Source organism: Cysteiniphilum litorale (assembly GCF_003428165.1).
Classification (GTDB): domain Bacteria; phylum Pseudomonadota; class Gammaproteobacteria; order Francisellales; family Francisellaceae; genus Caedibacter; species Caedibacter litoralis.
Genome location: NZ_QLIQ01000012.1, coordinates 49,287 through 72,151 on the forward strand (window position 1 = coordinate 49,287; position 22,865 = coordinate 72,151).

A 22,865-nucleotide genomic window follows, 5' to 3' on the forward strand; every position below is an offset into this window, starting at 1 on the left:
AATTGATGCAACTTATTCTTTATTCAGTACTAAAAATTCAAATTACGCAATCACACGCGTGACATTCTCAACATAAGCTGTTGAACTCATCTTCTTAGCCAACGTATCCAAGGTTTGCATATCCATCAAAATCAAGCTTAGTTTGATCGTTTTATGTTTATCTGAGTGCGAAGGCTGTAATGCCGCAATCGTTATCTTTTCAATTGTTAAAATACTGGTTACTTCGTGTACTGCCTTTTCAACATCACTACAAATCAACAATAAATCAACTTGATAACGCCTTAGGTCCTTTTTGCCCCACTGCACATCAAGCACACGCTCAGGCGAGCTTAAACTTAAACGTAAAAAATTAGGGCACACCGCTCTATGCACTGTCACACCTCGCCCATGCGTTAGATAACCAACAATATCATCACCTTGCACTGGTTTGCAGCATCCCGCCATATGTGACAATAAATTATCAACACCATAAATCGTTAAATCCGTTTTGCGTGCATTGTCTTTTAAGCTTTGCGTAACATTGACACTTTTAATCGCTACTTCTTCGACCGTTGGCTTTTCAATAAGCTTGTAATGCTCAACAATATAATTAACCACCTGATTAAAACGCAGAGATCCCGTTTCAATACCCGCATACAACGTTTCCTCATCTGCCATATTAAAATGTGAAGCAACTTCAGCATAATCAATGGACTTTAAGCGATGATGCTTTAACTCATCCAAAAGACGCTCGCGACCTAATGCGGCATTCTGCTCTTTATTAAGCTGCTTAAACCACCGTGCGACGCGTGCGCGAATTTTCGCTGAATGAATAAAGCCGCTACCAGCATTTGACCAATCCAAGCTAGGACTTGGTTCCTTGTGAGTGAGAATCTCAACCTTATCCCCTGTACTAAGTTTCGTTGTCAACGGCACAATCTTGCCATTGATTTTAGCCCCCTTGGTGCGATGCCCAATCATCGTATGCACCATATAGGCGAAATCAAGGACAGTCGATCCTAACTCAAGATCAATCACATCACCATTAGGAGTGAATACATACACCCGATTTCCGGCAAGCTCTTTTTTAAGCTCATCGCTTTTTAACTCATCAGCAAGCTCAGTCTCCCAGTCAAGTAACGATCGCAACCAATTAACACGCGCCTCGTAACTTGGGTCATGCTTAACACCTTCTTTATAGCGCCAATGTGCTGCCACCCCCATCTCGGATTCATTATGCATTTGCTGTGTTCTAATTTGAATCTCGAGCGTTAAGTGCTCAGGCCCATAGACAACCGTATGTACTGAACGGTAACCATTAGGCTTAGGTGTGGCAATATAATCAGCAAATTCACTGGCAATTGGTTCCCACAACTGATTAACAATACTCAAAGCACGATAACATTCATCAACCGAATCAACCAAAACACGCATCGCTCGAATATCATATAGCTCATCAAGATTACGCTCTTTTTTGCGTAGCTTGCGCCATATGCTATAAATGTGCTTGACCCGACCAGATAGCTCAAAATGGATATTTTCTTTCTTAAGCTCAGTCGCAAGCATCTCCATCGCATCATGAATATAAGCCTCACGCTGCAAGCGTTTCTTTTTTAATCCTCTGGCGATTTTCTTATATTCAACAGGATATAAACAGGCAAAAGCACGATCCTCAAGCTCCCATTTTGTCTTTGACAAGCCCAAACGATTTGCCAATGGTGCGTATATCTCAAGGATTTCCTTAGCAATTGTCTGCTTATAACTTTCCGTCCAGTTCTTAACCGCACGCATCGTGCATACTCGATCTGCCAACTTAACCAACACGATGCGTACATCTTCAACGATGGTTAATAGCATCTTACGAAAGGTATCAATTTGCGCCTGATTAGGTTTATCATTTTGCAATGCTCTGACTGCCGACATGGCTGTTGCACCATCAAGAATCTTCAACACCGCTTCACCACAAGCTTCAAGTACAAGCTCAGGCTGGATTTTTTGATTATAATGAAGCTCAAACAGCAATGCGGCAGCGACGGATTCCTCATCCGCCTGCAAATCAAAAAGCACTGCCGCCATTTCAACACCATAACCAAAACAAGTGCCACCATGCACCGAAGGCTCGTCAACACCGTATTGCGCTAAAATATCAATTGCACCGGCAATCGTTGCTAATCGTTGTTTTGGATAAAAGTCTTCTAATAAAGGTAACCATTTTTGAAAATCAATCAACCCTTCATCGGTTAAGGCATATTTGTCCGTTACTTGCACCATTGTTATCTATCCAAAAATCATCTTAAAAAATCTAAAGTCCACACTTAGAATTCAAGCATGCACAATCAATAAAATCTGTATTTAAGGATAACGAAAATCAGTGAAAAACCCTAGTGAAAGTATGATAAATATCAAACATCTTGCATTAGGTAAAAAAAGCAAAAAATGCAAAAACAGGTGAAAAATACTAAGTCAATCGATAAGCCGGGTTCTGTCGTGGACAGTCATTTATCTAGGCATTATGTCACCATAATGCTCAAGCAGCCTACCCGGTTGCAGCGCGAGCCACACTATTACAACCCTATTTGGCCTTGCTTCAGATGGGGTTTACCATGCCACTTTTGTTACCAAAAGCGCGGTGCGCTCTTACCACACCGTTTCACCCTTACCTATATAACAATACAGGCGGTCTATTCTCTGTTGCACTTTCCGTAAGCTTACGCCTCCCAGGCGTTACCTGGCATCTTGCTCTTTGAAGCCCGGACTTTCCTCGTCCTACCACTTTTGGCAACTCTAGGCTTTTTCTTTATAAAAACTCTGATTTGCCAAAAGTGGTAAGACGCGACTGTCTGATCAACTTAGCGGGCAGAATTATATACTTAACTGACGACGAATGGCAATAATCTCTTGATCATAAGTTGTTTTCAAGCGACTAAACTCGGTTTGCAATGCTAGTAATTGCTCATTCGCCGTTTTTTGAAAGTCACGCACTTCTTGATCACAGGTCATGCGCGTATTAAGTAACTCATTTTGTGCTGTTTGATAATGCTCTTGTGCCAACAAACGTGTACTTCTAATAATGGCTAACGCCTGAAAAAGCTTCTGGATAATCGCAGGCTCCGCCTTTAAACGCTCCGAAGTCAATGACTCGCGCGGTGCGATTGCCTCATAAGACTCATCAGAATTACCATTACCGATAAACTGCGTTCTTGAGTAAGATTTTCTGTATTCGCTTTGCCCATGAGCAGATTGCTGTTGACGCACAGATTTTTTTGATTTAAAGCCATTCATATCCGGTCTACGCAACGAAGAAGTGCTTGCATTTCTCATATCATCAGATCTTGATTGTGAAAATTTAGGTCTTGCATTTTTATTTTCATGCATTAATTGCGCATTTTCTTTTTGCCACTTACCAAGAAGGACCGCGATCTGTGCATGCGTGCCCTTACCTAACTCGCGACGCACATATTCAAGTGTGACTTTGCGCCCCTCACGACTTAGGCGTTCGGCAACTGCAGCAAGTTCATCATAAGTTATCTGGTTATCTTCCGACATGAATTCCCTTAATTAAGATATTTCATATTTTTGTTTTTTTGTTTTTTAATTTTTTAAAATTTTTTTATTTCTTCTTACTTAGCATTTACTTTTAAGCTTAACTCAATCTCACCAAAGGTTTCGATATTCCAATAAATAGAAACAATCCCTAAACGAGTCACCTAATAGCAAATGAAAAATGTACGCCCATCGAATACGTACAATTTAGTTTTAGCAGAAAATCATTTTAAAGGTAAATGAAAACGGCTGAATTATGACTAAAAATATGCTTAAGCTCAAGAGAAATCATGCTAATACTGCTAAAAGACCAAGACTACTTAATATTTGCAGCACAATAATAAATGCGCCCAATAGGATCAATAATGATAAATATGCTTTACTAAGTAGTGTATTGCGCCCCTCACTATTTCTTAATGACCATGCCATGCACGCCGGCAGTATAATCAGCAAAATACAAACAAAGATGCTGGCGTAGCCTAATGCAGCCAAGAAGCCATTAACGAAAAAAACAGCAAATATCAATGGTGGCACATAGGTGATCACAAAGTTTAAAAGCTTTGCTTTAATCGATTTCTTCAAGCGATAAGCATCTTGATTAAAGTGAAAAAGTGCTAACGTCACGCCAAGAAAAGATGTTGTGACTGCAATATTAGAAAATCCAACAATAAAGCCACTGGCTGCATGCACATTCAGTAGATGATGATACGCCTTACCTAAATCAACACCATGTGTCATCAGATATTTAAACCCATACTCACCCAAAACAGGGACAACACCTAAAGTAACAATAACCCATACCACATAGACGACAAATGGCACACTCGCACCAATGACAACAATGCGCTTTAACTCATGGTCATTTTTAAAATAATTACGGATCGTTGGGATCACAATATGAAACCCAAAAGAGGTAATCAAGATAGGGAAAGCATACCACGCATAGCCAAAACCCATGCTTTGCGTGCTTAATAAACTGGTTTGCACATATGGCACGACGACCACAATAATCCCAACAAAACAAAGTGCTTTAAGGGTGAAAAACAGTTTATTTAAGTGATCAACTGCTGAGGTGCCAAAATATATAACCGCTCCCAATATCACGGTAAATAACAGCGCCCCGTAACCGCCGGAATTACTCACACCTAGTACATATTGATCGAGCAACCCACCACCCATGGCAATATAGGCCGTTGTTAATGCATATAGTAGTAATAGATAAGCCAACCAATTGACAACTTGCCCAAAACGTCCCAAAGTAGCAAACGCCATGGTATTTAGATCTGCCGTTAATGGCTGGCGCACATTGACTTCAACGATCAACAAGGCTGTTGCTAACATAATAATCCAGTTGATAAACAGCAAGATCAACGCGCTTTTAAAACCAACTGCAGCAACAGCGTACGGAATACCGAGCATTCCCGCACCAATCGATGTACCGGCAATTAATAAAATACCCCCAAGTTTTTTCATCCTTGAAACCGTGTGCGGTGTATGATTTTCCAACATATGTTTGAATCAAAAAATTAGCGAAGCTTCATCTTATCATCACCATTCAAACTGACAACTAGTTTTCTTGTATAGTTTCGTAATTCTCTATAGATTAAGGGGTGCTCTTGGCTTCACATTGATTACCATATCCTGATCAACAAAGCCATTTGCCAAGCGATAAGCACCCGCTATGGCAATCATTGCACCATTGTCTGTGCAATACGCCAAAGGCGGATAGTAAACTTGCCAGCGATTTTTGAGTGCTAACTCACTAAGTGCTGATCGCAATCCTTTGTTGGCACTAACACCACCTGAAACGACTAAATTCTTCATGCCGGTATGTTTTAATACACGCTTGCATTTAATCACAATCGTATCAATCAACGCCTCTTGAAAAGCGTAAGCAATGTCCGCTTTAATTTGCCCGCTTTGATCCTCTTGCGCCTGCCAAGTATTTAACACAGCTGTTTTCAAGCCACTAAAACTAAAATCAAACCCAGGACGATCACACATCGGACGCGGGAAAGTAAAAACACCTGCTCGCCCTTGTTCAGCAAGGCTTGCCAAATGTGGGCCACCAGGATAAGGCAATCCCAATAATTTAGCCGTTTTATCAAAGGCTTCACCTGCAGCATCATCAATCGATTCACCTAATAGTTCATATTGCCCAAAGCTTTTAACCGCTATTAACTGGGTGTGCCCACCTGAAACCAATAATGCCACATAAGGGTACTCAGGCTTAGCCTCTTCACTCAATAACGGTGCCAACAAGTGCCCTTCCAAGTGATGAATCGCAATTGCAGGAATATCAAGCATATAGCTTAGTGTTTTAGCAAACGTTGCGCCAACCATTAGCGCACCAACTAGCCCTGGCATTGCCGTGTAAGCAATGGTATCGATATCCTCAAGTGTCAGTCCTGCATGCGCTAATGCTTCTTTAGTTAGTGGAATGAGTTTAGCTACATGATCACGCGAAGCAAGCTCAGGTACCACCCCACCATATTGCGCATGCAAATCAATCTGGCTGAACAATGCATTGGCAAGAAGTTTGTGTTTCAAGCCATCATAAATGGCAATGCCCGTTTCATCACATGATGTTTCAATGCCAAGGACAATCATTCCTTGATTGCCTTATCACGCAGTTTTCTTTTGCGTGACAGTAACATCAAAACCATACCGATAACAAGCCCCAAGACAAAAACCACCAACAGTAGCAATATCAACGGCAAATGAAACGTCCCAATCAAATAATTAAAGGTCACTTCCTGTGCATTCAATACTGCCAATGCCGCAACTAAAACAAATATAATCACTAAGATTATGTATCCCAACAAACGCATCATATCTCCTATAGCATATATACCCGTCACGTCATGCTGTGCATGATAGTATATCTTTATGGGCGTATGCAATACGCCCCTACAAACTTCTGTTTTTACGCTTTTTGTCCTTTTTAAATGACAGATAAAATCTTTTACGTTTTGCCAATACAAGCGTTCGACTTAACAGCGTAGTATAAATAGGGCTTCCCCCCATAAAAATTGCAGCAATCGTTGCACTAAAACACGTAACAATCAATGGCAAAATCAACGCATAATTCATCGTCATCTCAACAACAAGTACGATCCCTGTCAATGGCGCGCTAACCGTCGCGGTGAAAAGTGCACTCATGCCAGCAACAGCAAAAACTTGTGGATTGGTTATAAGATCCGGAAAAAGCGCATGCGCGACAATGCCGAAAAACATACCAAAAATCGTTCCCAATGCCAACATTGGAGCAAATATCCCACCAGGCACACCCGTGCCATAGCTAACCAAGGTTGTGACAAAGCGCAAAATAAATAAAGCAATTAAGGCTGACAAAGCAATCTCACCGTGCAATGCATCGGGCATCACTTTATAACCACCGCCAACCACATGCGGCAAAAAGACAATGAGCAAACCCGTTGCCGTACCAATGAGAATGATCCACTTCCAAAAATCAAAGCCTGAACGCTTAGCAAAAAAATTCAATGAATGCACTAGATATTTATTAAACAACACACCCAACGCGCCAAAAATTGCACCAAAAACGACAAAAAGCCATAAACTTGACAACGGTGGCGCATTGTATGCCGTCATATCGATGTCCATCATTTGGCGAATATTATACCCTCCAGTTTGCAACAATGCTTCAAGCAAAATATCGGCAACAACACAGGCAACAATCACCGTTTGCAAAGATTGAAAGCTGTATTTGAATTGCCGACGCATTTCTTCAATTACAAACAAGATCCCTGCTAAAGGGGCATTAAATGCTGTTGCCAGACCAGCGCCTGCACCTGCTGCGATAAGCACATGCGCATAATCATTATTCAATCTAAAGACACTTTTAACCAACTGACCAATCGCACCACCCATTTGAATGGTGGGACCTTCTCTCCCTAAAACAAGACCACTTGATAAAGACATCACCCCACCGATAAACTTCGCTGGCAACACACGCCACCATCGAAGCTCGCGCACACCTTCAAGTGCCCCTTCAATTTCCTGAACACCACTACCTGAAGCCTCAGGCACCATGTGTCTGACAATAACTAATGATAAGATCAAAAACACACTGGAGAAGAACATGCTAAATAGGCACAGCAAAAACAGATTGTCTTGTAGCGCAGTAAAAGCTGCTTGCTGCCCTGCCAATATCCAATGGATACATAACTGAAAAAGTGCGCCAAGACTTCCCACTAACACACCGACAATGCCGCCATAAACGGTTGATCGTAATACATCCTTTGGGTAATGAACTTTATTCATCCTCGTCCTTAAAATGATTTCATTTTTCTATATCCTAGGCGTTAGCATAGAAACTCTTTAAGATTATTACAAGCATTCGACAATTTAACTTTCATTCACAGTGACCTTTTGCTAAAATACCGCTGTTTTTGCTCGATAATTTTATAGCGCAATAACAAACGACAATTTGATATGGATTTTGACGATTGTACATCGACTGGGAGAAGTCAATTGCGTTAGCGCAATTAGCCAATGACTCATTCATCTACATGACGCTTTGAAGTCCAGCTACACATAGCGTATTGACCTTTGGGTCTTTGTTATGTGTTTTTAAGAGAAAGCATAAAATATGCAAAACAGATTTAGATGATTAATAACTGCGGTTACCTAAAACAACTGCAAGCGATCTTGGAGCGTCTGCTCACAAGAGTTGCACACATTAAACGTTAAATCACACAAAGGTATTAGGACAAGGTTTAAGTGTCCTTAATTTGTGTAAGCACTTATGACAAAGAGCATAAGTGACCATAGCAGAATATTTGCGTTTTTGGTCATATAGGCGCAAACGCAAGATAAGAAAACTATAGGAATCACAAAAAAGATGATTGTTTTTATAACAATAATAACAATAACAGCGTGCTTTTATTGGGCTTTAACTAGCCAAGCATGCGCTTTATTTCATGCAAACACATCATCTACACACTTAACTTCATCCTTTGTACCTTTTAAACAACCTGAATTTAAAAGGATAACAACACATGAAAAAAATGTTAATCAATGCGCGTCAAGCAGAAGAAACGCGTATTGCAATCGTCGACAACGTGCAACTGATGGATTTAGACATCGAGAGTGTTGACAGAGAACAGAAAAAAGCCAATATCTACAAAGCAAAAATTTCACGCATTGAGCCAAGCTTAAATGCTGTTTTCGTTAACTATGGCGAAGATAAGAATGGTTTTTTACCGTTTAAAGAAATCTCCCCTGAATACTTCAAGAAAACGGCTAAAGACCAAGATACATCTTTAAACGAGTTGCTTGATGTCGGTCAAGAGTTGATTGTGCAAATCGCTAAAGAAGAGCGTGGTTCAAAAGGTGCGGCTTTAACAACATTTATCACACTTGCCGGCTGCTATATGGTATTGATGCCAAATAATCCAAGTGCCGGCGGTATCTCTCGCCGCATCGAAGGTGATGAGCGTCAAAAACTCAAAGCACTTTTTGATTCACTAACCATCCCTGCCAATATGGGTGTTATTATCCGCACCGCAGGTGTTGATCGCTCTGCTGATGAAATCCAAGCAGATCTTGACACTTTGACAACACTTTGGGATGCCATTAAGCGTGTTTCATATCAGCGTAAAGCGCCTTTTTTAATTCATAAAGAAAGTGACATTACTATTCGCGCCATTCGTGATCATTTAAAAGAAGATATCAAAGAAATCATTATCGATGATGAGGAATCTTACGAAGATCTTAAGCGCCAATTAAGTATGCTACGTCCTAGCTTTGTTGAGCGTTTACAACTTTATAAAAAAGATCTGCCATTATTTAACGCCTTCCAAATTGAAAAGCAAATTGAAAGCGCGTTTAAACGTGAAGTGCAATTGCCATCGGGTGGTTCAATCGTGATTGATACCACAGAAGCATTAACTGCAATCGATATTAACTCAGCACGCTCTACCAAAGGTGATAATATCGAAGAGACCGCTTTTGCGACGAATTTGGAAGCTGCTGAGGAAATCGCGCGACAATTACGTCTACGTGATCTTGGTGGTTTGATCGTTGTTGACTTTATTGATATGGCATTTTTCCCGAATCAAAAAGCCGTTGAGCAAAAGTTGGTTGACGCGTTGTTCCATGATCGTGCGCGCATTCAAATGACGCGTATTTCTAAGTTTGGCTTAGTGGAAATCTCACGTCAGCGTTTACAAGCATCTCTTGGTGAATCAGTGATGCACTCATGCCCACGTTGCGCAGGACACGGTTTTATTCGCTCAATCCCATCACTTGCTTTATCTATTTTACGCAATGTCCATGCTGAGGCAGTACGTGAAAAAACCAATGAGTTACGCGTACAATTACCAATCGATGTTGCGACATTCCTTTTGAATGAGAAGCGCGATGAGTTATCTCAGATTGAAGAAGGTACAAGCACGAAGGTTACCTTAATCCCTAATGCTAACTTGCAGTCGCCACATTACAGTGTGCAACGCATTTGGGGTGATGCTTATACGGCAAGTCGCCCAAGCTATGATTTGATTGAAGATAAAAAAGATGTTGAACTTTATAAAGCACCAAAACAAGATAAATCAAAACAACCTGCGTTAAAATCAGCTGATTATAATCAGCCTTCTAACAACACATCTAACAATAGTGACCGCAAAAAAACCGAAGATAAGCCACAAGCTAACAAAGAGTTGAGCAAAGAAACCAAGCATAACAAGACTAAAACCAAGGGTTTCTGGGCAAAATTAAGCGCTTTTTTCTTCAGCGATAAAGAAGCCAGCACTGAGCGTGATGCACGTGATCAAAAACCATCACAGAAATCTACGCAACCTAAAAAAGGTCAGCAAGATAGAGCTGATAACAAAAATAATGAGCGCAATAATCAACGCGATAAGTCTCAATCTCGTGATGGACGCAATAATGACCGTGATAACAATCGTCGCGATAATCGCAATAACAATAGAAATCAGCACGAGAATAAGCCACGTCATCAGCAACAAAGTGATGAGCGTAACGATCATCACAACAAATCTACTGACGCACGCGATAACAACGACAATCGCAATGATCGTGGCAATAAGAATGATCGTAATGACCGCAACAATCGTAATGATAGAAACGATAGAAATGATAGAAACGATCGTGATAGAGGTAATAAGGGCAACCGTGGTAATAACCGCAATAATCAACGCCTACAAGTTCACCAAAGCGAAGAGATGGTTGATATTGCTGCACTGAAGAAGGATTCACCTGAAGCACAAAAAGCGGCGAAAGAAAAAGCGATTATGAAGACAATTTCAACCACACCTGAAGAGAAAATTTCAGTGATGGTTAAAGAGGTCTTAGCCGAAGTTACGACACTGACCAGTGATCAGGCTGTTCAGGTTGAAACACATGCTTCACAAACTCGCAAAGTTAAATACTTAAACTTTGAAGTGGTGGATACGCAAGCATTAACTGCTGAGATTGCCAAAGAAGAAAAGCTTAAGCAAAAAGAGCTTGCCAAACAGGCTAAAGAAGCGCAGGAATCAACAACAGAAGCTGAAGAGATTGGAATTATCATCGGTGAAACCACACTGCAAAGTGATGATAGCACTACTGATGATCGCGAGCTTGAAACAGTTGAAGCAAATAATCATGATGATAACAACAAGCAAGAAAGAAAACCGCGCCCTCGCAAATCAGCGCGTAAATCGGCGCACATGGAATACTCTCCTGCGGTTGATGTTAACGCTCAAGGCTATATCACTAAAACCTAATTCATTGGAGTTATGTGCTTTAGAAATTAAAACACCCCGTCAGCCTACGGCTGCCACCCCTCTTGCAAAGAGGGGAATTGAGTAAGGACTGGTATTATTCCCCTCTTTGCAAGAGGGGTGCCAAGCTTGCGAGGCGGGGTGTTGAAATGAGCAAATTAAGCAACATGAATGCTTAAAATAATTACTTTCTTTTTAGATTGCGATAAAGTTAAACAAGTGAGGACAAATGATGATTAAGTTTAGATCTAAAGCACTTTTTATTGGTGGTATTTTATTAGCAAGTTTCAGCATTCAAACAGCAAATGCTTGTCTTTCCAAAGCCTATAACGATGCATATGCATTGTTTAAGCATGGTCAATATAGTCAATCGGTGCCTGTATTTACCAAGCTCTACAATAATGGCTGCCCTACTTCTCCTTACTTTCTAGGGACTTATTACACCTATGGCATTGCCGTTAAACCTAATTATGATACGGCGATCAAGTATTTTGATAAGTTCCTTGATAAGAAAAATCTGGCACAACCCAGGGACTATCGCGCCAACGCCTATCGTGCCTTGGCGCTGATTTACAACGCTAAAAATCAACCAGCAAAAGCCCATAGTTATCTTATTGACTCCGCCAAGCTAGGTAATACTGAGGCGATGTACTTATTAGGTCGATCATATATTGGCAAAGACCAACCGTATTATACAAAAACCGATCTTCACCAAGCCTTTATCTGGCTTAATAAGGCTGCCAACTATGGCAACATTGCTGCCATGAAACTCATTTATCAACATGAATTACAAAAAGGTGCTTAAAGCACAATAAACAGGTAAAACATATGTTTAAAAGTTTATCCGAACGCTTAGGTGGCTCACTTGACAAACTCAAAGGTCAGGGTCGCCTAACCGAAGACAATATCAAAAGTGCCTTACGCGATGTGCGTATGGCATTACTTGAGGCTGATGTTGCCCTCCCCGTCGTCAAAGAGTTTATCAGTCGCATTCAAGAAGAAGCATTGGGTGAGAAAATTCGCACAAGTCTCACGCCTGGTCAGACCTTTATTGCAATGGTCAAAAAAGAGCTTGAACGCACATTAGGTGAGAAAAATGAAACGCTTAATCTAAGCGCTCAACCACCTGTTGTTATCTTAATGGCAGGTTTACAGGGCTCTGGTAAAACAACGACTACGGCAAAGCTTGCAAAGTTCTTGAAAGAACGCCAAAACAAAAAAGTCATGGTGGTCAGTGCCGACGTTTACCGACCAGCAGCGATTAAGCAGCTACAAACTTTAGCCGAGTCTTTAGATATCAGTTTTTGTCCATCGTCAGCTGATGAAAAGCCGATTGATATTGCACAAAGAGCCTTACAACTTGCCAAGCAACAAGTATGTGACGTCTTAATACTCGATACTGCTGGGCGTTTGCATATTGATAATGAAATGATGGATGAGGTCAAAGCACTACATCATGCGATGAAACCAACTGAGACGCTCTTTGTCGTTGATAGCATGACCGGTCAAGATGCGGCAAATACAGCCAAAGCATTTAATGATGCATTGCCGTTAACCGGTGTTGTGTTAACTAAAGCCGATGGTGATGCCAGAGGAGGAGCTGCTCTTTCTATTCGTGAGATTACTGGCAAACCGATTAAATTTATCGGGATGGGTGAAAAAACCGATGCGTTAGAGCCGTTTCACCCAGATCGTATCGCTTCACGCATTTTAGGTATGGGTGATGTGCTTTCTTTGATTGAAGAAGTTGAGCATAAAGTCGATCAAAAAGAAGCTAAAGAGCTCGCAACAAAACTTAAAAAAGGTAAATCATTCACCTTAGAAGACTTTAAAAGTCAATTGCAACAAATGAAGAAAATGGGTGGCGTCGGCTCAATGCTCGATAAACTGCCAGGCATGGGTAACATGTCTGCTAATCTTCAGGATAAAGTCAACGATAAGATGTTTGTACAAATGGAAGCAATCATCAACTCAATGACGCCTTTTGAACGTCGCAAACCTGAGTTTATCAAGTCATCGCGTAAACTGCGTATTGCCAAAGGCTCTGGCACACAAGTGCAAGATATTAATCGTCTATTAAAGCAGTTCACACAAATGCAAAAAATGATGAAGAAAATCAGTGGCAAAGGCGGCATGGGCAAAATGATGGGGGCTATGCGCCAAATGAAGCAAATGAAAAACATGCCAGGCATGATGCCTCCTGGTGGCAAAGGTGGCAAGCTATTCTAAATTGCTTGTTTGACTCAACTTCATTTGATCAACTTCATTTGATCAACTTCAAAAATAAATTATCTACTATTTTCACTTTTATGCAGCAGGAAAATCAGGTACTGTAACGTTTTAGTAATCAAAACCTTCAATTTCTGGAAACTTTTTCATGGCAAATAACTCATTGGCAAAGCAGCTTGGCTGCATGATGATTGTCACCGGTACTGAGATCGGTGCTGGTATTTTAGCGCTCCCCATAATCACCGCCAAGCTTGGCTTTTTTATCAGTAGTATTGTCATGCTTATTGCGTGGTGCATTATGACCTATACCGCACTTTTGATTGCTGATATCTCACTATCGATGCCAAAAGGCGCGAGCTTTGCCTCTATTGCTAAGCGCACATTAGGTTTGCCTGGTGTTATCATCACTTGGATTTCGTTTTTACTTTTGATGTACTGCATCAGTGTGGCGTATATCTCAGGCGCTGCTTCTGCTTTTAATTCATTACTACCTAGTATTTCCTCTAGCGCATGGTCATTAATCTTCGTCGTTGTTTTTGGTGCAATCGTTGTCGTTGGCACATCCGCTGTAGATGTTATCAATCGCATACTGCTCTCAGCTAAGCTTATTTTTCTAGTACTCGTTTGTTTGATTTTCTTGCACTTCGTTGACTTTAGCAATTTAGCCGTTTCCCCAGTAGATTTAGTACCAACATTATTAATTGCGATCCCCGTTATTATTACTTCATTCACATCACACATTATTGTGCCAACTTTAAGTGATTATCTTAATCAAGATGCTAAAGCATTATTCCGCGTGATTTTTATCGGCAGCTTAATCCCGCTAATACTTTATTTCTTGTGGCTCATTGCAGTACTTGGCGTATTACCTTTGCATGGACCGATCAGCTTTATGAGCTCTATTTTTGATCATATGAGCATTGATCAGGCGAATGTCGGTAATATCCTGCATGCGTTAAAAGAAAAAATCACAACAACAACTGCTAATATCAGCATGAATGTCTTTACTGATATCTCAGTGATGACATCCTACTTAGGTGTCAGCTTGGCACTTTATCACTTTAATGTTGATAGCTATCGTTTAAACCGTCTGCCTGCTCAATTTAAGATTCTTATTGCAATTATTCTTACCTTTATTATTCCGCTATTGGTTAATTTGCTTGACCCTAATCTATTTATTAGTGCCATTGGTTATGTTGGTGTGTGTATTGCTGTTTTACTCTTAATGATGCCTGCTGTTATTGCCTATAAACTTAATAAATCAGGACATGTTTTTCATTATAAAATCAGTCAGTTCTCGCTATTGTGGCTTATCTCATTTATTGCTGGTATTGCCATCATTGTGATTCATTTTTCTGCCTAACCGTAAGCGAGTTATTATATGAGAGTTTCTCGTGTATTTTATCCTGAAATTTCGGCGCAATCGGCGACGGTCACCCTTTCCACTGAAACAAGTCATTATCTTATTCGTGTATTAAGGCATAAACAGGGGCATCAAGTTATTTTATTTAATAATACTGATGGGCTTGAGTATCTTGCTGAAATCAGTCATGCAGATCCTAAAAAAGCGATACTTCAGATATTATCTAAAACTGAAAAGCACAATGAATCACCCATTCATATCCATCTTTTTCAGGCTCTGTCTAAAGGCGATAAGTTAGAAACAGTCATTCAGAAAGCCACCGAGCTTGGTGTTAATGAACTTACGCCAATGCTGACTGAACGCGTTGATTATAAGCTTAATCAGGATCGGATAGCGCATAAACTAGATCATTGGCAGAAAATTGCCATAAGTGCCAGTGAGCAATCAGCTCGTGTATTTGTGCCTACAGTTAACACGCCTCAAACTTTAGTTGATGCATTAACGATCGATGCGGATATTAAGTTATTCCTATCGCCTTATAGCAATGAGACAATTAGCCATCGCTATCAACAGCAATCAAATGCTAAACGTTTTGCTATTTATATCGGCCCTGAGGGTGGTTTTAGCGATGATGAAGAGGCGCTTGCACTAAAAAACAACTGCCACAGCATACGACTTGGTAAAAGAATACTACGCACGGAAACTGCACCTTTGGCAATTATTGCCATATTACAAGCTTTATGGGGTGATTACTGAACCTGTTTAAGACTTGGTTTATCCCAACTACCCGTCACATCAAAACTCACTAAGCCAATATTTTTAAAGACCGTATTGCCTAAAAGCTTTGTGCCTAAGTAAGTCGCAAAAGCCACAACAGGACCACCAATAGCACCTGCCACTGCCGCGGTTGTTCCCGAGAAATGCGGCTGATATTTAATACGCTGATTTAACTGTTTATTAGTTATATCAACATCACCTGTCACCACCAACGCAAAGCTAGGGGTATCAATAATCACTGAAGGGTTACTTTTTGCTAAACCATTATCAAGCGTATAAGCACCAATCACACTATTAAACGCCATCCCACGATGCTCAAAATCATCATAAGGCATAAATAAACGTTTGAAATATGAATCAAGACTTAATAAACCAATATATTTAGCAATCCCTGAATCAACCGACAACACGACGCCATTAAGTAAATCAGCCGTTGCCTTACCTGAAATAGTCGAAACGTTTGGCATAAGATCTGACCAGCTTAATTGCACTTGGACATTGCCAGATCCGCCTTTTAAGAAGGCATCATAGCCAAAATTATGCAGCATATTACCCCAATTTAATGAAAAGACATTTGCATGTATATAACTACCATACGAGGAAAGCTTCGCTGTCGCTAATAACTTAGCATTTGGATCATAGGCGGATAATACCGGAATCGATAACACTCCTCCTCTAACCGTTGTTGCCATTAGAAAATTTGGGATTGAATAACCACCTACTTGCAGATTGGTCAGCTTGACATTCATATCGGGCGTTTTACGTAGCACATCAGATGTTAATAAGGTGTTTAACATCATCATAAAGTCGTTCGTATTATTTACATTTCTTTTATTATTTTTATTATTTTTATTTTCAGTTTCTTTTTCCTTCTGTGGCAAGGCAAAAAACAAATTATCTGCACTGACTTCAATCGGTTCACTTAACGCATCAGGCACACTGATAATCAATGATTTTTGCGGCTTTCCATGTGCAATATAGTTTGTGTAGTTATGTGCCCTATTGGTCTGCAAAGTGACATTTTGGTAATTACTCCCAAAAAGGTTTAACTGATCAATGCTGAACCTCACTTTTGGGCGCAGTAACTGATTAAGCTGTCGATAAACACAGTCATTATAATTTGCAATCACAAAACATCCTGTTTGACTGAGCTCTTTATCAACCACCGGCACATCTAAGTGCAAAACCTGCTGCCATTGTTCTTTATTTGCTACATTTAGAATATCAGCGCTACTGATACTTTGCATTGCATTGACTATTAGCTGGCTACTTATTGTTGATAGCTGCCCATATAAGCCAACATCAGACACAACACCCTTATCATTGACATTCAAGCTTGCACTTAGTTTGTCTTGATGTTTGATATCCAATTTGCTACTGATATGCCATGAGGCTGTCTTCTTTGCTGATTGATTTTTTTGCCATGTGCTTTTTAATAACAATGGCGTATATTCAAAACTTTTTTTCGTTAGTGGCTCACCCAAGTTATTTTGCCAACCCAATAAATTAGAGCTCACTTGCAAAATACCTTCATTGATATTGCCTTTAATGGCATAGTCAAATGGCAACACACCTTGCATCACATGATATATCCCATAATCTAATCGCTCACTACTGAATCTAGGTAAAAATGCGATAGATGCTCCACCTTCAAGGTTAATACTCGGATTGTCAATATCCGCAACATCTACCATCCCCTTGACATTAAAAGGTATATTCCTATTCAAAAATCCTGAAAGATTTTGAATTTTGAGCGTCTGATTATTAATCAGTACTTCAGCATTAACATCATAAAGGGATTTAGATAACGGTTTTTTAATATCAATGACACCAACTTTAAGCTCAACTTTACCTGCAAAGCGATCCTTTTTTGTATGATCACCCAGAGCAATATCAATATTAAGCTTGGCATTAATGTCCCCTTGATACTCAGCATATTGATTAATTTGTTGTGCCAAAGCTCCATATTTCGTTTGTGCTAAATAGGCATAGGCATGTTGGCTATTGGTGGCAATATCTGCATTGATATCAAAAGTCGCTGGCACATCAGGCGCAATATTATCAATCTGCAAATCAACATTATTGATCGGAATGCCAGCTAAAAATCCCCCATTAACCTTAGCAGTAAATACCTCATTATCAAAATGCAAAGCCCCCATAACTTGATGAGCGACACCTAAACCAAAATAAGGCGACAAACTACCCTCTTGAATCGTCGCATCAATCTTAAATATGCCATCATTGTTGGGATATGGAATTTTGCGTGCAATGCCATTTATTGCAAAGCTTGCATCTAGTTTTTTAGCACCATATAAACACTGCATTAACCAATCATACAACGGTTTAGGGATTCCTTTTTGCGGCAAAAAGGCTTGATATTCAGTTGTGAGGTTTTGTCCATTTACCTCACCCTTAAGGTCAAGATTAAAGTCTTTAGGATCAGTCAATGGCACGTCAACGGAACCTTTAGTCGTAAAATGAATATTCGCATTTGTTAATGCTAAATTATCAATCACAAAGCGGATTTTTGAAGACTCTTTGATAATATCTACATTTCCTTTAACTGCAAGCTCAGGCCAATCACGACTAAATATATGATTCTCTGCCATATCAAAATTTGGCGAGTCTATGCTTAGTTTTACATGATTCTTACGCCACCAAACGTTGCCACTTAAACCTTTAAAGTCAACATTATGATCGCTATTAGCGATACCTAGATCATTAAAATGCGCCTTTAATTGCATACCACTTAAACTAAAGTCCTGAAGATCAAAACTAAAGCTCACATCGCTTAGTACGCCAGAGAGCACTATGTTTTTACGCCAATCACTGCTTTCCATCTGTACTAATGACGAGAAATCCGCTAAATCAAGCCGTGGAATATTCATCACTAAACGGTGTTGATCTAATGAAAAAAGAGCTGATCTGAAGGTATATCGCTTATGATTCGTCACAAAAGACAACGGATTAGCACCCAATACAAAACGATTTTGATAACGAAATAATCTAAGATTAAATACGATATTACTGTATATTGACTCATCTAATTGACTGGTTTTAAACTCAGCTTTTGATAATTCACCCATGATCATCACTGAATCTAATCCTTTAACTGAGCTGACCACTGACAATGCCAACTGATGATCGATTAGCTGAGATATTTTTACTTGTTGTGTCACGTTATCAATTAAGGTTGCCAAGACATTATGCTTATCATTTAAGGTACTATCGAAATAGTATTTTCCGTCTTTTTCTTCAACAACAGAAACAATATCAATCTGACTAGGCTGACTATTTTCATCACGCTTTTTTTGCGGTTGTAGTGTCAAACGTAAAACACCCTTTGCTTGCGTTCTCTGCTGATAATTTGCATTAACAATAAGCTCTGCTAATGACTTATCGTTCTTAAAAACATCAACGCGCATATTCTGCAATTCAAGATTATTTTGCTGTAATAGATAATCCAAGATACTTGACAAGCGAGTGCCTACTTCATCAATCTCCGCGACTGATAAAGATTGCAACATTCGATAATCGAAGCCTTTGTCACTGGAATAAAAGACAAGCTTGGGTGCTGCCACAGTGACGTCTTTGGTCACAAAGCGCCAACTCATTAACGACTGCCACGCATTAATATGCACAGTCATTCTGGGAATATTAAGAGAAAACCCTCTATCTTTAACCTTGACATCTCTGACTTCAATCACAGGATTGATCCCATGCCAACTGGCATACTCTACCTTTAAAGAAACACTAGAGCCCGTTACCTTTGACAACACATCTTCAATCGAGCTTTGATAAGCAGGTAAAAGTCTTAAAACACCATAGCCAACAATACACGCAACAATAAGAAAAGTAGCAAATACTGAACTTAACCATAATATAAATATTCTTCTTTTCATAAATTGCTGCTCATTAGATCCATAATTACATTAGCACGATATCATACATTTCTTGAGCATAGCTTAATTCTGGCTGAAGTTTAATGGGTTTACCAATAATAATCTCTAACTCACCCAAACCAAACGATTCATCATTTTGCAAAGCATCAATTACCGAGTTTGCAGCAACAATTAAAAAGCCATTGCTTTGATAGGCATTTGCCTCGCGATTAATCTCGCGAAAAATCTCATAACAAATGCTTTGTACTGATTTAATGCGACCTTTTCCTTGGCACATTGGGCAAGGCTCGCATAAAAACTGTGCCAGACTTTCCTGTGTGCGCTTACGCGTCATCTCAACCAAGCCAAGCTCTGATAAAGGTGAAAATGTCGTACGTGCATAGTCAAGCTCCAACGCCTTTTCAAGTGCTTCTAATACTTGAGCTTTATGCTCTTCCTCAGACATATCAATAAAATCAACAATGATAATACCGCCAAGATTTCTTAGTCTTAACTGTCTTGTTAGAACACGTACCGCCTCTAAATTAGTTTTAAAAATTGTCTCTTCAAGATTGACCATACCGACATAACCACCGGTATTGACATCAATCGTTGTCATAGCTTCAGTTTGATCAATAACAATATGCCCACCAGATTTTAATGGTACTTTACGCTCAAGCGCACGTGATAACTCTTCTTCAACACCATACATATCAAAGATTGGCGTATTTGAGCTATATAACTCCAGTTTCTCACGTACTCCAGGCACAAATTTATCACTAAAGCGGCATAGCTCACTATACATATCGATATTATCAATGCGAATGCGCTCAACCTTATCATTGGCAAAGTCTCTTAAAGCACGCATAAGCAGGCTTAAGTCTTGATAAACAACACCAGGCTTTGTCACAGTACTGGCTGAATCGACGACGTCCTGCCATAGGTTTTGCAAGAAATTAATATCTTTTCTAAGCTCCTCCGAAGATAAGCCTTCCGCAACCGTGCGAATGATAAATCCGCGTGGATAATCAGAGCCAATCGCCTCTTTCATGACTTGCTGCAAACGCTCACGCTCTTCCTCGGCTTCGATGCGCAAAGAAATACCGATATGATCTAAATCTGGCATATGCACTAAATAGCGCGATGCTAATGACAAATGCGCACTTAAACGTGCACCTTTACTACCTAATGGGTCTTTAAGCACTTGCACCAAGATACTTTGCCCTTCTCTCAGCCAATGACGCACATCAGCTTCTTTGCTGTTTAAGTCAATGCCGGCACTTTCATCTGAAGCAATCGGCATGACATCAGAAACATGTAAAAAACCCGAGCGCTCAAGCCCTATATCAACAAACGCAGCCTGCATTCCAGGTAAAACCCGCGTGATTTTCCCTTTATAAATATTGCCAACAATACCGCGCTGATTCTCACGCTCAAAATGCACTTCCTGCAACACACCGTTTTCGATCACGGCAACCCGTTTTTCGTGTGCTGCTATATTCATTAAAATCTCTGCTTTTACCATAACAGCCACTACCAAAATCAAAATAATTTATCCATGCACAGTTTACTGGATTTAACTCAGTGCAGCAGTAGTTTTTACGGTGTTTTTGGACTTTAATTACTTAAGCTTGATTGCGACCATGCGTAAACGCACATAATCAGCATACCACTGCCCATTTTGATATTGCGTGCCTTTTGCCAACGACTCAACCTCGCTTAAATAATCTTCATGACTGTCATTTGGAATCTGGCTTAAGACATCATTGCGAAACATCTTTACCCAATTGCGTAAGCCCTCAGCTGTTTGCAATAAGGTTGGGCGATCAAAATGAACAGCGAAACTCACACGAAAACCGTTATTTTCAAGTAATGTCGCATATTCAGCGATTGATGGATAAAAATTAAAAGCACTAAACTTTGTTACACCATATGACTTAGCAGCTTTTTCAATCGCAGTCAGCACATTATTAACATTACCTTTACCACCCATTTCAAAAACAAAGCGTCCATTTGGTTTTAGCACTTCTTTGATATTTTTAATCACCGCATCGGCATTGTGCATCCAATGAAGGGCGGCATTAGAAAAAACGGCATCAAAACTTTCCTTAGCAAAAGGAAAAGCTAACTCAGCATTGTGCTGTATAAACTCAATATGTGGATAATCTTTATTTGCCTGCTCAACCATTGACTGCGCAAAATCAATGCCATAAACCTTATGACTTCTTTTGGAAATTTCGTAACTTAACTCACCATTGCCACAACCTAAATCTAATATGACGTCATTTTGTTGAGGCGCCAATAACTCAACCACCTCATACCCATAATTGGTGACAAAATTATGTTGTGTTGTATAGCGCTTAACATCCCATTGTGTTGTCATTGTTTTATCCTCAACTGACCGTTTGAGGTTTTATTATTATGAATAATGTAAGATTCGTCAAAAATGACAAGCAAACTTCCTTATAAGATTTAGCCCAACAACCTTCACCTTTTGATGGTTTGCTTTGCCAGCCTAATAAATTCATGGCTATCGGCAAAGTAATTTGGATAAGCTTTCTTAAGCTCCTTCAGAGGTTGCGCATTAATTAAAACAATATCTGTGTTTCGATCATCATTAAATTGTTTCTCAAGAGCTAAATAAGTTTCAACCGCCCTTTGATAACCATTTTTTGTAAAAGGCTGAATTTTAATTTCTTGATCCTGCAAAATAAGTAAATAATACTCGCCAATACTTGGTGCTTTTTTGTCTATAAATTGTGTCGTTACTCTATATTTTGATAAAGTAGCTAGTGCATTAAGTTCATTGTCAAGTTTAATTATTTGATCAACATTATTATCACCAAACAGTCCTGTCGTTGGCAATTGTTCCATCTTGGCAAACTCATCCGATACTCGGGCAAAAAACTCTAACCATTTTTCATTACCTGTACTTGCTTTTAACATCTCTCGATTAAAAAGTCCTACAATTTCCACAGCAGTTGCCCAAGCATGCTGCACCTTTGTTCTTAATTGAACCTCTACCGTCAAACCTTGATATTTAGCATTTTCTTCTTTTGTTGGGTTATATTTATAGCTTAAGTGCAGACTTCTATAACCTGATTTCTTTGGCGAGTCGAAGTAGTTTTTCTCAATTTTCATTACTTTTTTTGTAAGTTCATTAGCAAGCACTAATACTTGTTCTTTATTTGCTAAGACACATCGACAACCACCTATATCTTCACGGCTGTCCCATCTAAAAACCTTGAGTCAAAATAGTGCTTAAAGTCTGATTTCCCCAGGCTGCTTTCTTACGTAATCCTTTGATGCCAACGTTCTTAAATTTCCCCTTTGTATTATTTAGCATAT

Annotated in this window: 15 protein-coding genes and 1 other RNA gene; 5 read left to right on the top strand and 11 right to left on the bottom strand. The window is 39.7% G+C overall.

Annotated features, from left to right (window positions below):
* Positions 1-42 precede the first annotated feature (42 nt).
* The 7 genes from DNJ75_RS06725 to clcA form a co-directional block, all read right to left on the bottom strand.
* Complete coding sequence (locus DNJ75_RS06725) at positions 43-2,250, bottom strand: RelA/SpoT family protein (protein ID WP_117002541.1); 2,208 nt, start codon at positions 2,248-2,250, stop codon at positions 43-45.
* 184 nt (positions 2,251-2,434) lie between these two features.
* Positions 2,435-2,831: RNase P RNA component class A (gene rnpB, locus DNJ75_RS06730), an RNA gene on the bottom strand.
* A 10-nt stretch (positions 2,832-2,841) separates the two neighbouring features.
* Positions 2,842-3,525, bottom strand: coding sequence for a DNA-binding protein (locus DNJ75_RS06735; RefSeq protein WP_117002544.1), 684 nt, complete (start codon positions 3,523-3,525; stop codon positions 2,842-2,844).
* 285 nt (positions 3,526-3,810) lie between these two features.
* Positions 3,811-4,995, bottom strand: a complete 1,185-nt coding sequence (locus DNJ75_RS06740) for an amino acid permease (protein ID WP_224742224.1) — start codon at positions 4,993-4,995, stop codon at positions 3,811-3,813.
* 123 nt (positions 4,996-5,118) lie between these two features.
* A complete protein-coding gene (gene tsaD, locus DNJ75_RS06745; RefSeq protein ID WP_117002549.1) occupies positions 5,119-6,132 on the bottom strand; it encodes a tRNA (adenosine(37)-N6)-threonylcarbamoyltransferase complex transferase subunit TsaD in 1,014 nt (337 codons plus the stop codon).
* A complete protein-coding gene (locus DNJ75_RS06750; protein WP_206609096.1) occupies positions 6,129-6,344 on the bottom strand; it encodes a lipopolysaccharide assembly protein LapA domain-containing protein in 216 nt (71 codons plus the stop codon). Before DNJ75_RS06750 ends, tsaD begins: the two co-directional genes overlap by 4 nt.
* 88 nt (positions 6,345-6,432) lie before the next feature.
* On the bottom strand, positions 6,433-7,806 hold the full coding sequence (gene clcA / locus DNJ75_RS06755; protein ID WP_117002553.1) for a H(+)/Cl(-) exchange transporter ClcA: 1,374 nt from the start codon (positions 7,804-7,806) through the stop codon (positions 6,433-6,435).
* A gap of 737 nt (positions 7,807-8,543) precedes the next feature.
* On the opposite strand from clcA, the gene DNJ75_RS06760 reads away from it, so the two are divergent.
* The 5 genes from DNJ75_RS06760 (at position 8,544) to DNJ75_RS06780 (ending at position 15,615) form a co-directional block, all read left to right on the top strand.
* A complete protein-coding gene (locus tag DNJ75_RS06760) occupies positions 8,544-11,270 on the top strand; it encodes an Rne/Rng family ribonuclease (RefSeq protein WP_117002556.1) in 2,727 nt (908 codons plus the stop codon).
* 229 nt (positions 11,271-11,499) lie between these two features.
* Positions 11,500-12,072: a tetratricopeptide repeat protein gene (locus DNJ75_RS06765; protein ID WP_117002558.1), complete on the top strand. Its 573-nt coding sequence runs from the start codon at positions 11,500-11,502 to the stop codon at positions 12,070-12,072.
* 23 nt (positions 12,073-12,095) lie between these two features.
* Positions 12,096-13,496, top strand: a complete 1,401-nt coding sequence (gene ffh, locus DNJ75_RS06770; protein WP_117002560.1) for a signal recognition particle protein — start codon at positions 12,096-12,098, stop codon at positions 13,494-13,496.
* 148 nt (positions 13,497-13,644) lie between these two features.
* Positions 13,645-14,859, top strand: a complete 1,215-nt coding sequence (locus DNJ75_RS06775; RefSeq protein ID WP_117002563.1) for an amino acid permease — start codon at positions 13,645-13,647, stop codon at positions 14,857-14,859.
* Between the two features lie 18 nt (positions 14,860-14,877).
* A complete protein-coding gene (locus DNJ75_RS06780) occupies positions 14,878-15,615 on the top strand; it encodes a 16S rRNA (uracil(1498)-N(3))-methyltransferase (RefSeq protein WP_117002565.1) in 738 nt (245 codons plus the stop codon).
* Here the strand turns inward: DNJ75_RS06780 and DNJ75_RS06785 are convergent.
* The 4 genes from DNJ75_RS06785 to DNJ75_RS06800 form a co-directional block, all read right to left on the bottom strand.
* Complete coding sequence (locus DNJ75_RS06785) at positions 15,609-19,538, bottom strand: YhdP family phospholipid transporter (RefSeq protein WP_117002567.1); 3,930 nt, start codon at positions 19,536-19,538, stop codon at positions 15,609-15,611. The two genes, DNJ75_RS06780 and DNJ75_RS06785, sit on opposite strands and share 7 nt — an antisense overlap.
* A gap of 25 nt (positions 19,539-19,563) precedes the next feature.
* Complete coding sequence (gene rng / locus DNJ75_RS06790; RefSeq protein WP_224742223.1) at positions 19,564-21,042, bottom strand: ribonuclease G; 1,479 nt, start codon at positions 21,040-21,042, stop codon at positions 19,564-19,566.
* Positions 21,043-21,138: 96 nt separating this feature from the next.
* Entirely contained in the window at positions 21,139-21,900 is a 762-nt protein-coding gene (locus tag DNJ75_RS06795) for a class I SAM-dependent methyltransferase (protein ID WP_117002570.1), read from the bottom strand.
* A gap of 104 nt (positions 21,901-22,004) precedes the next feature.
* Complete coding sequence (locus DNJ75_RS06800; protein ID WP_267897271.1) at positions 22,005-22,733, bottom strand: RelA/SpoT domain-containing protein; 729 nt, start codon at positions 22,731-22,733, stop codon at positions 22,005-22,007.
* Between the last annotated feature and the right edge of the window lie 132 nt (positions 22,734-22,865).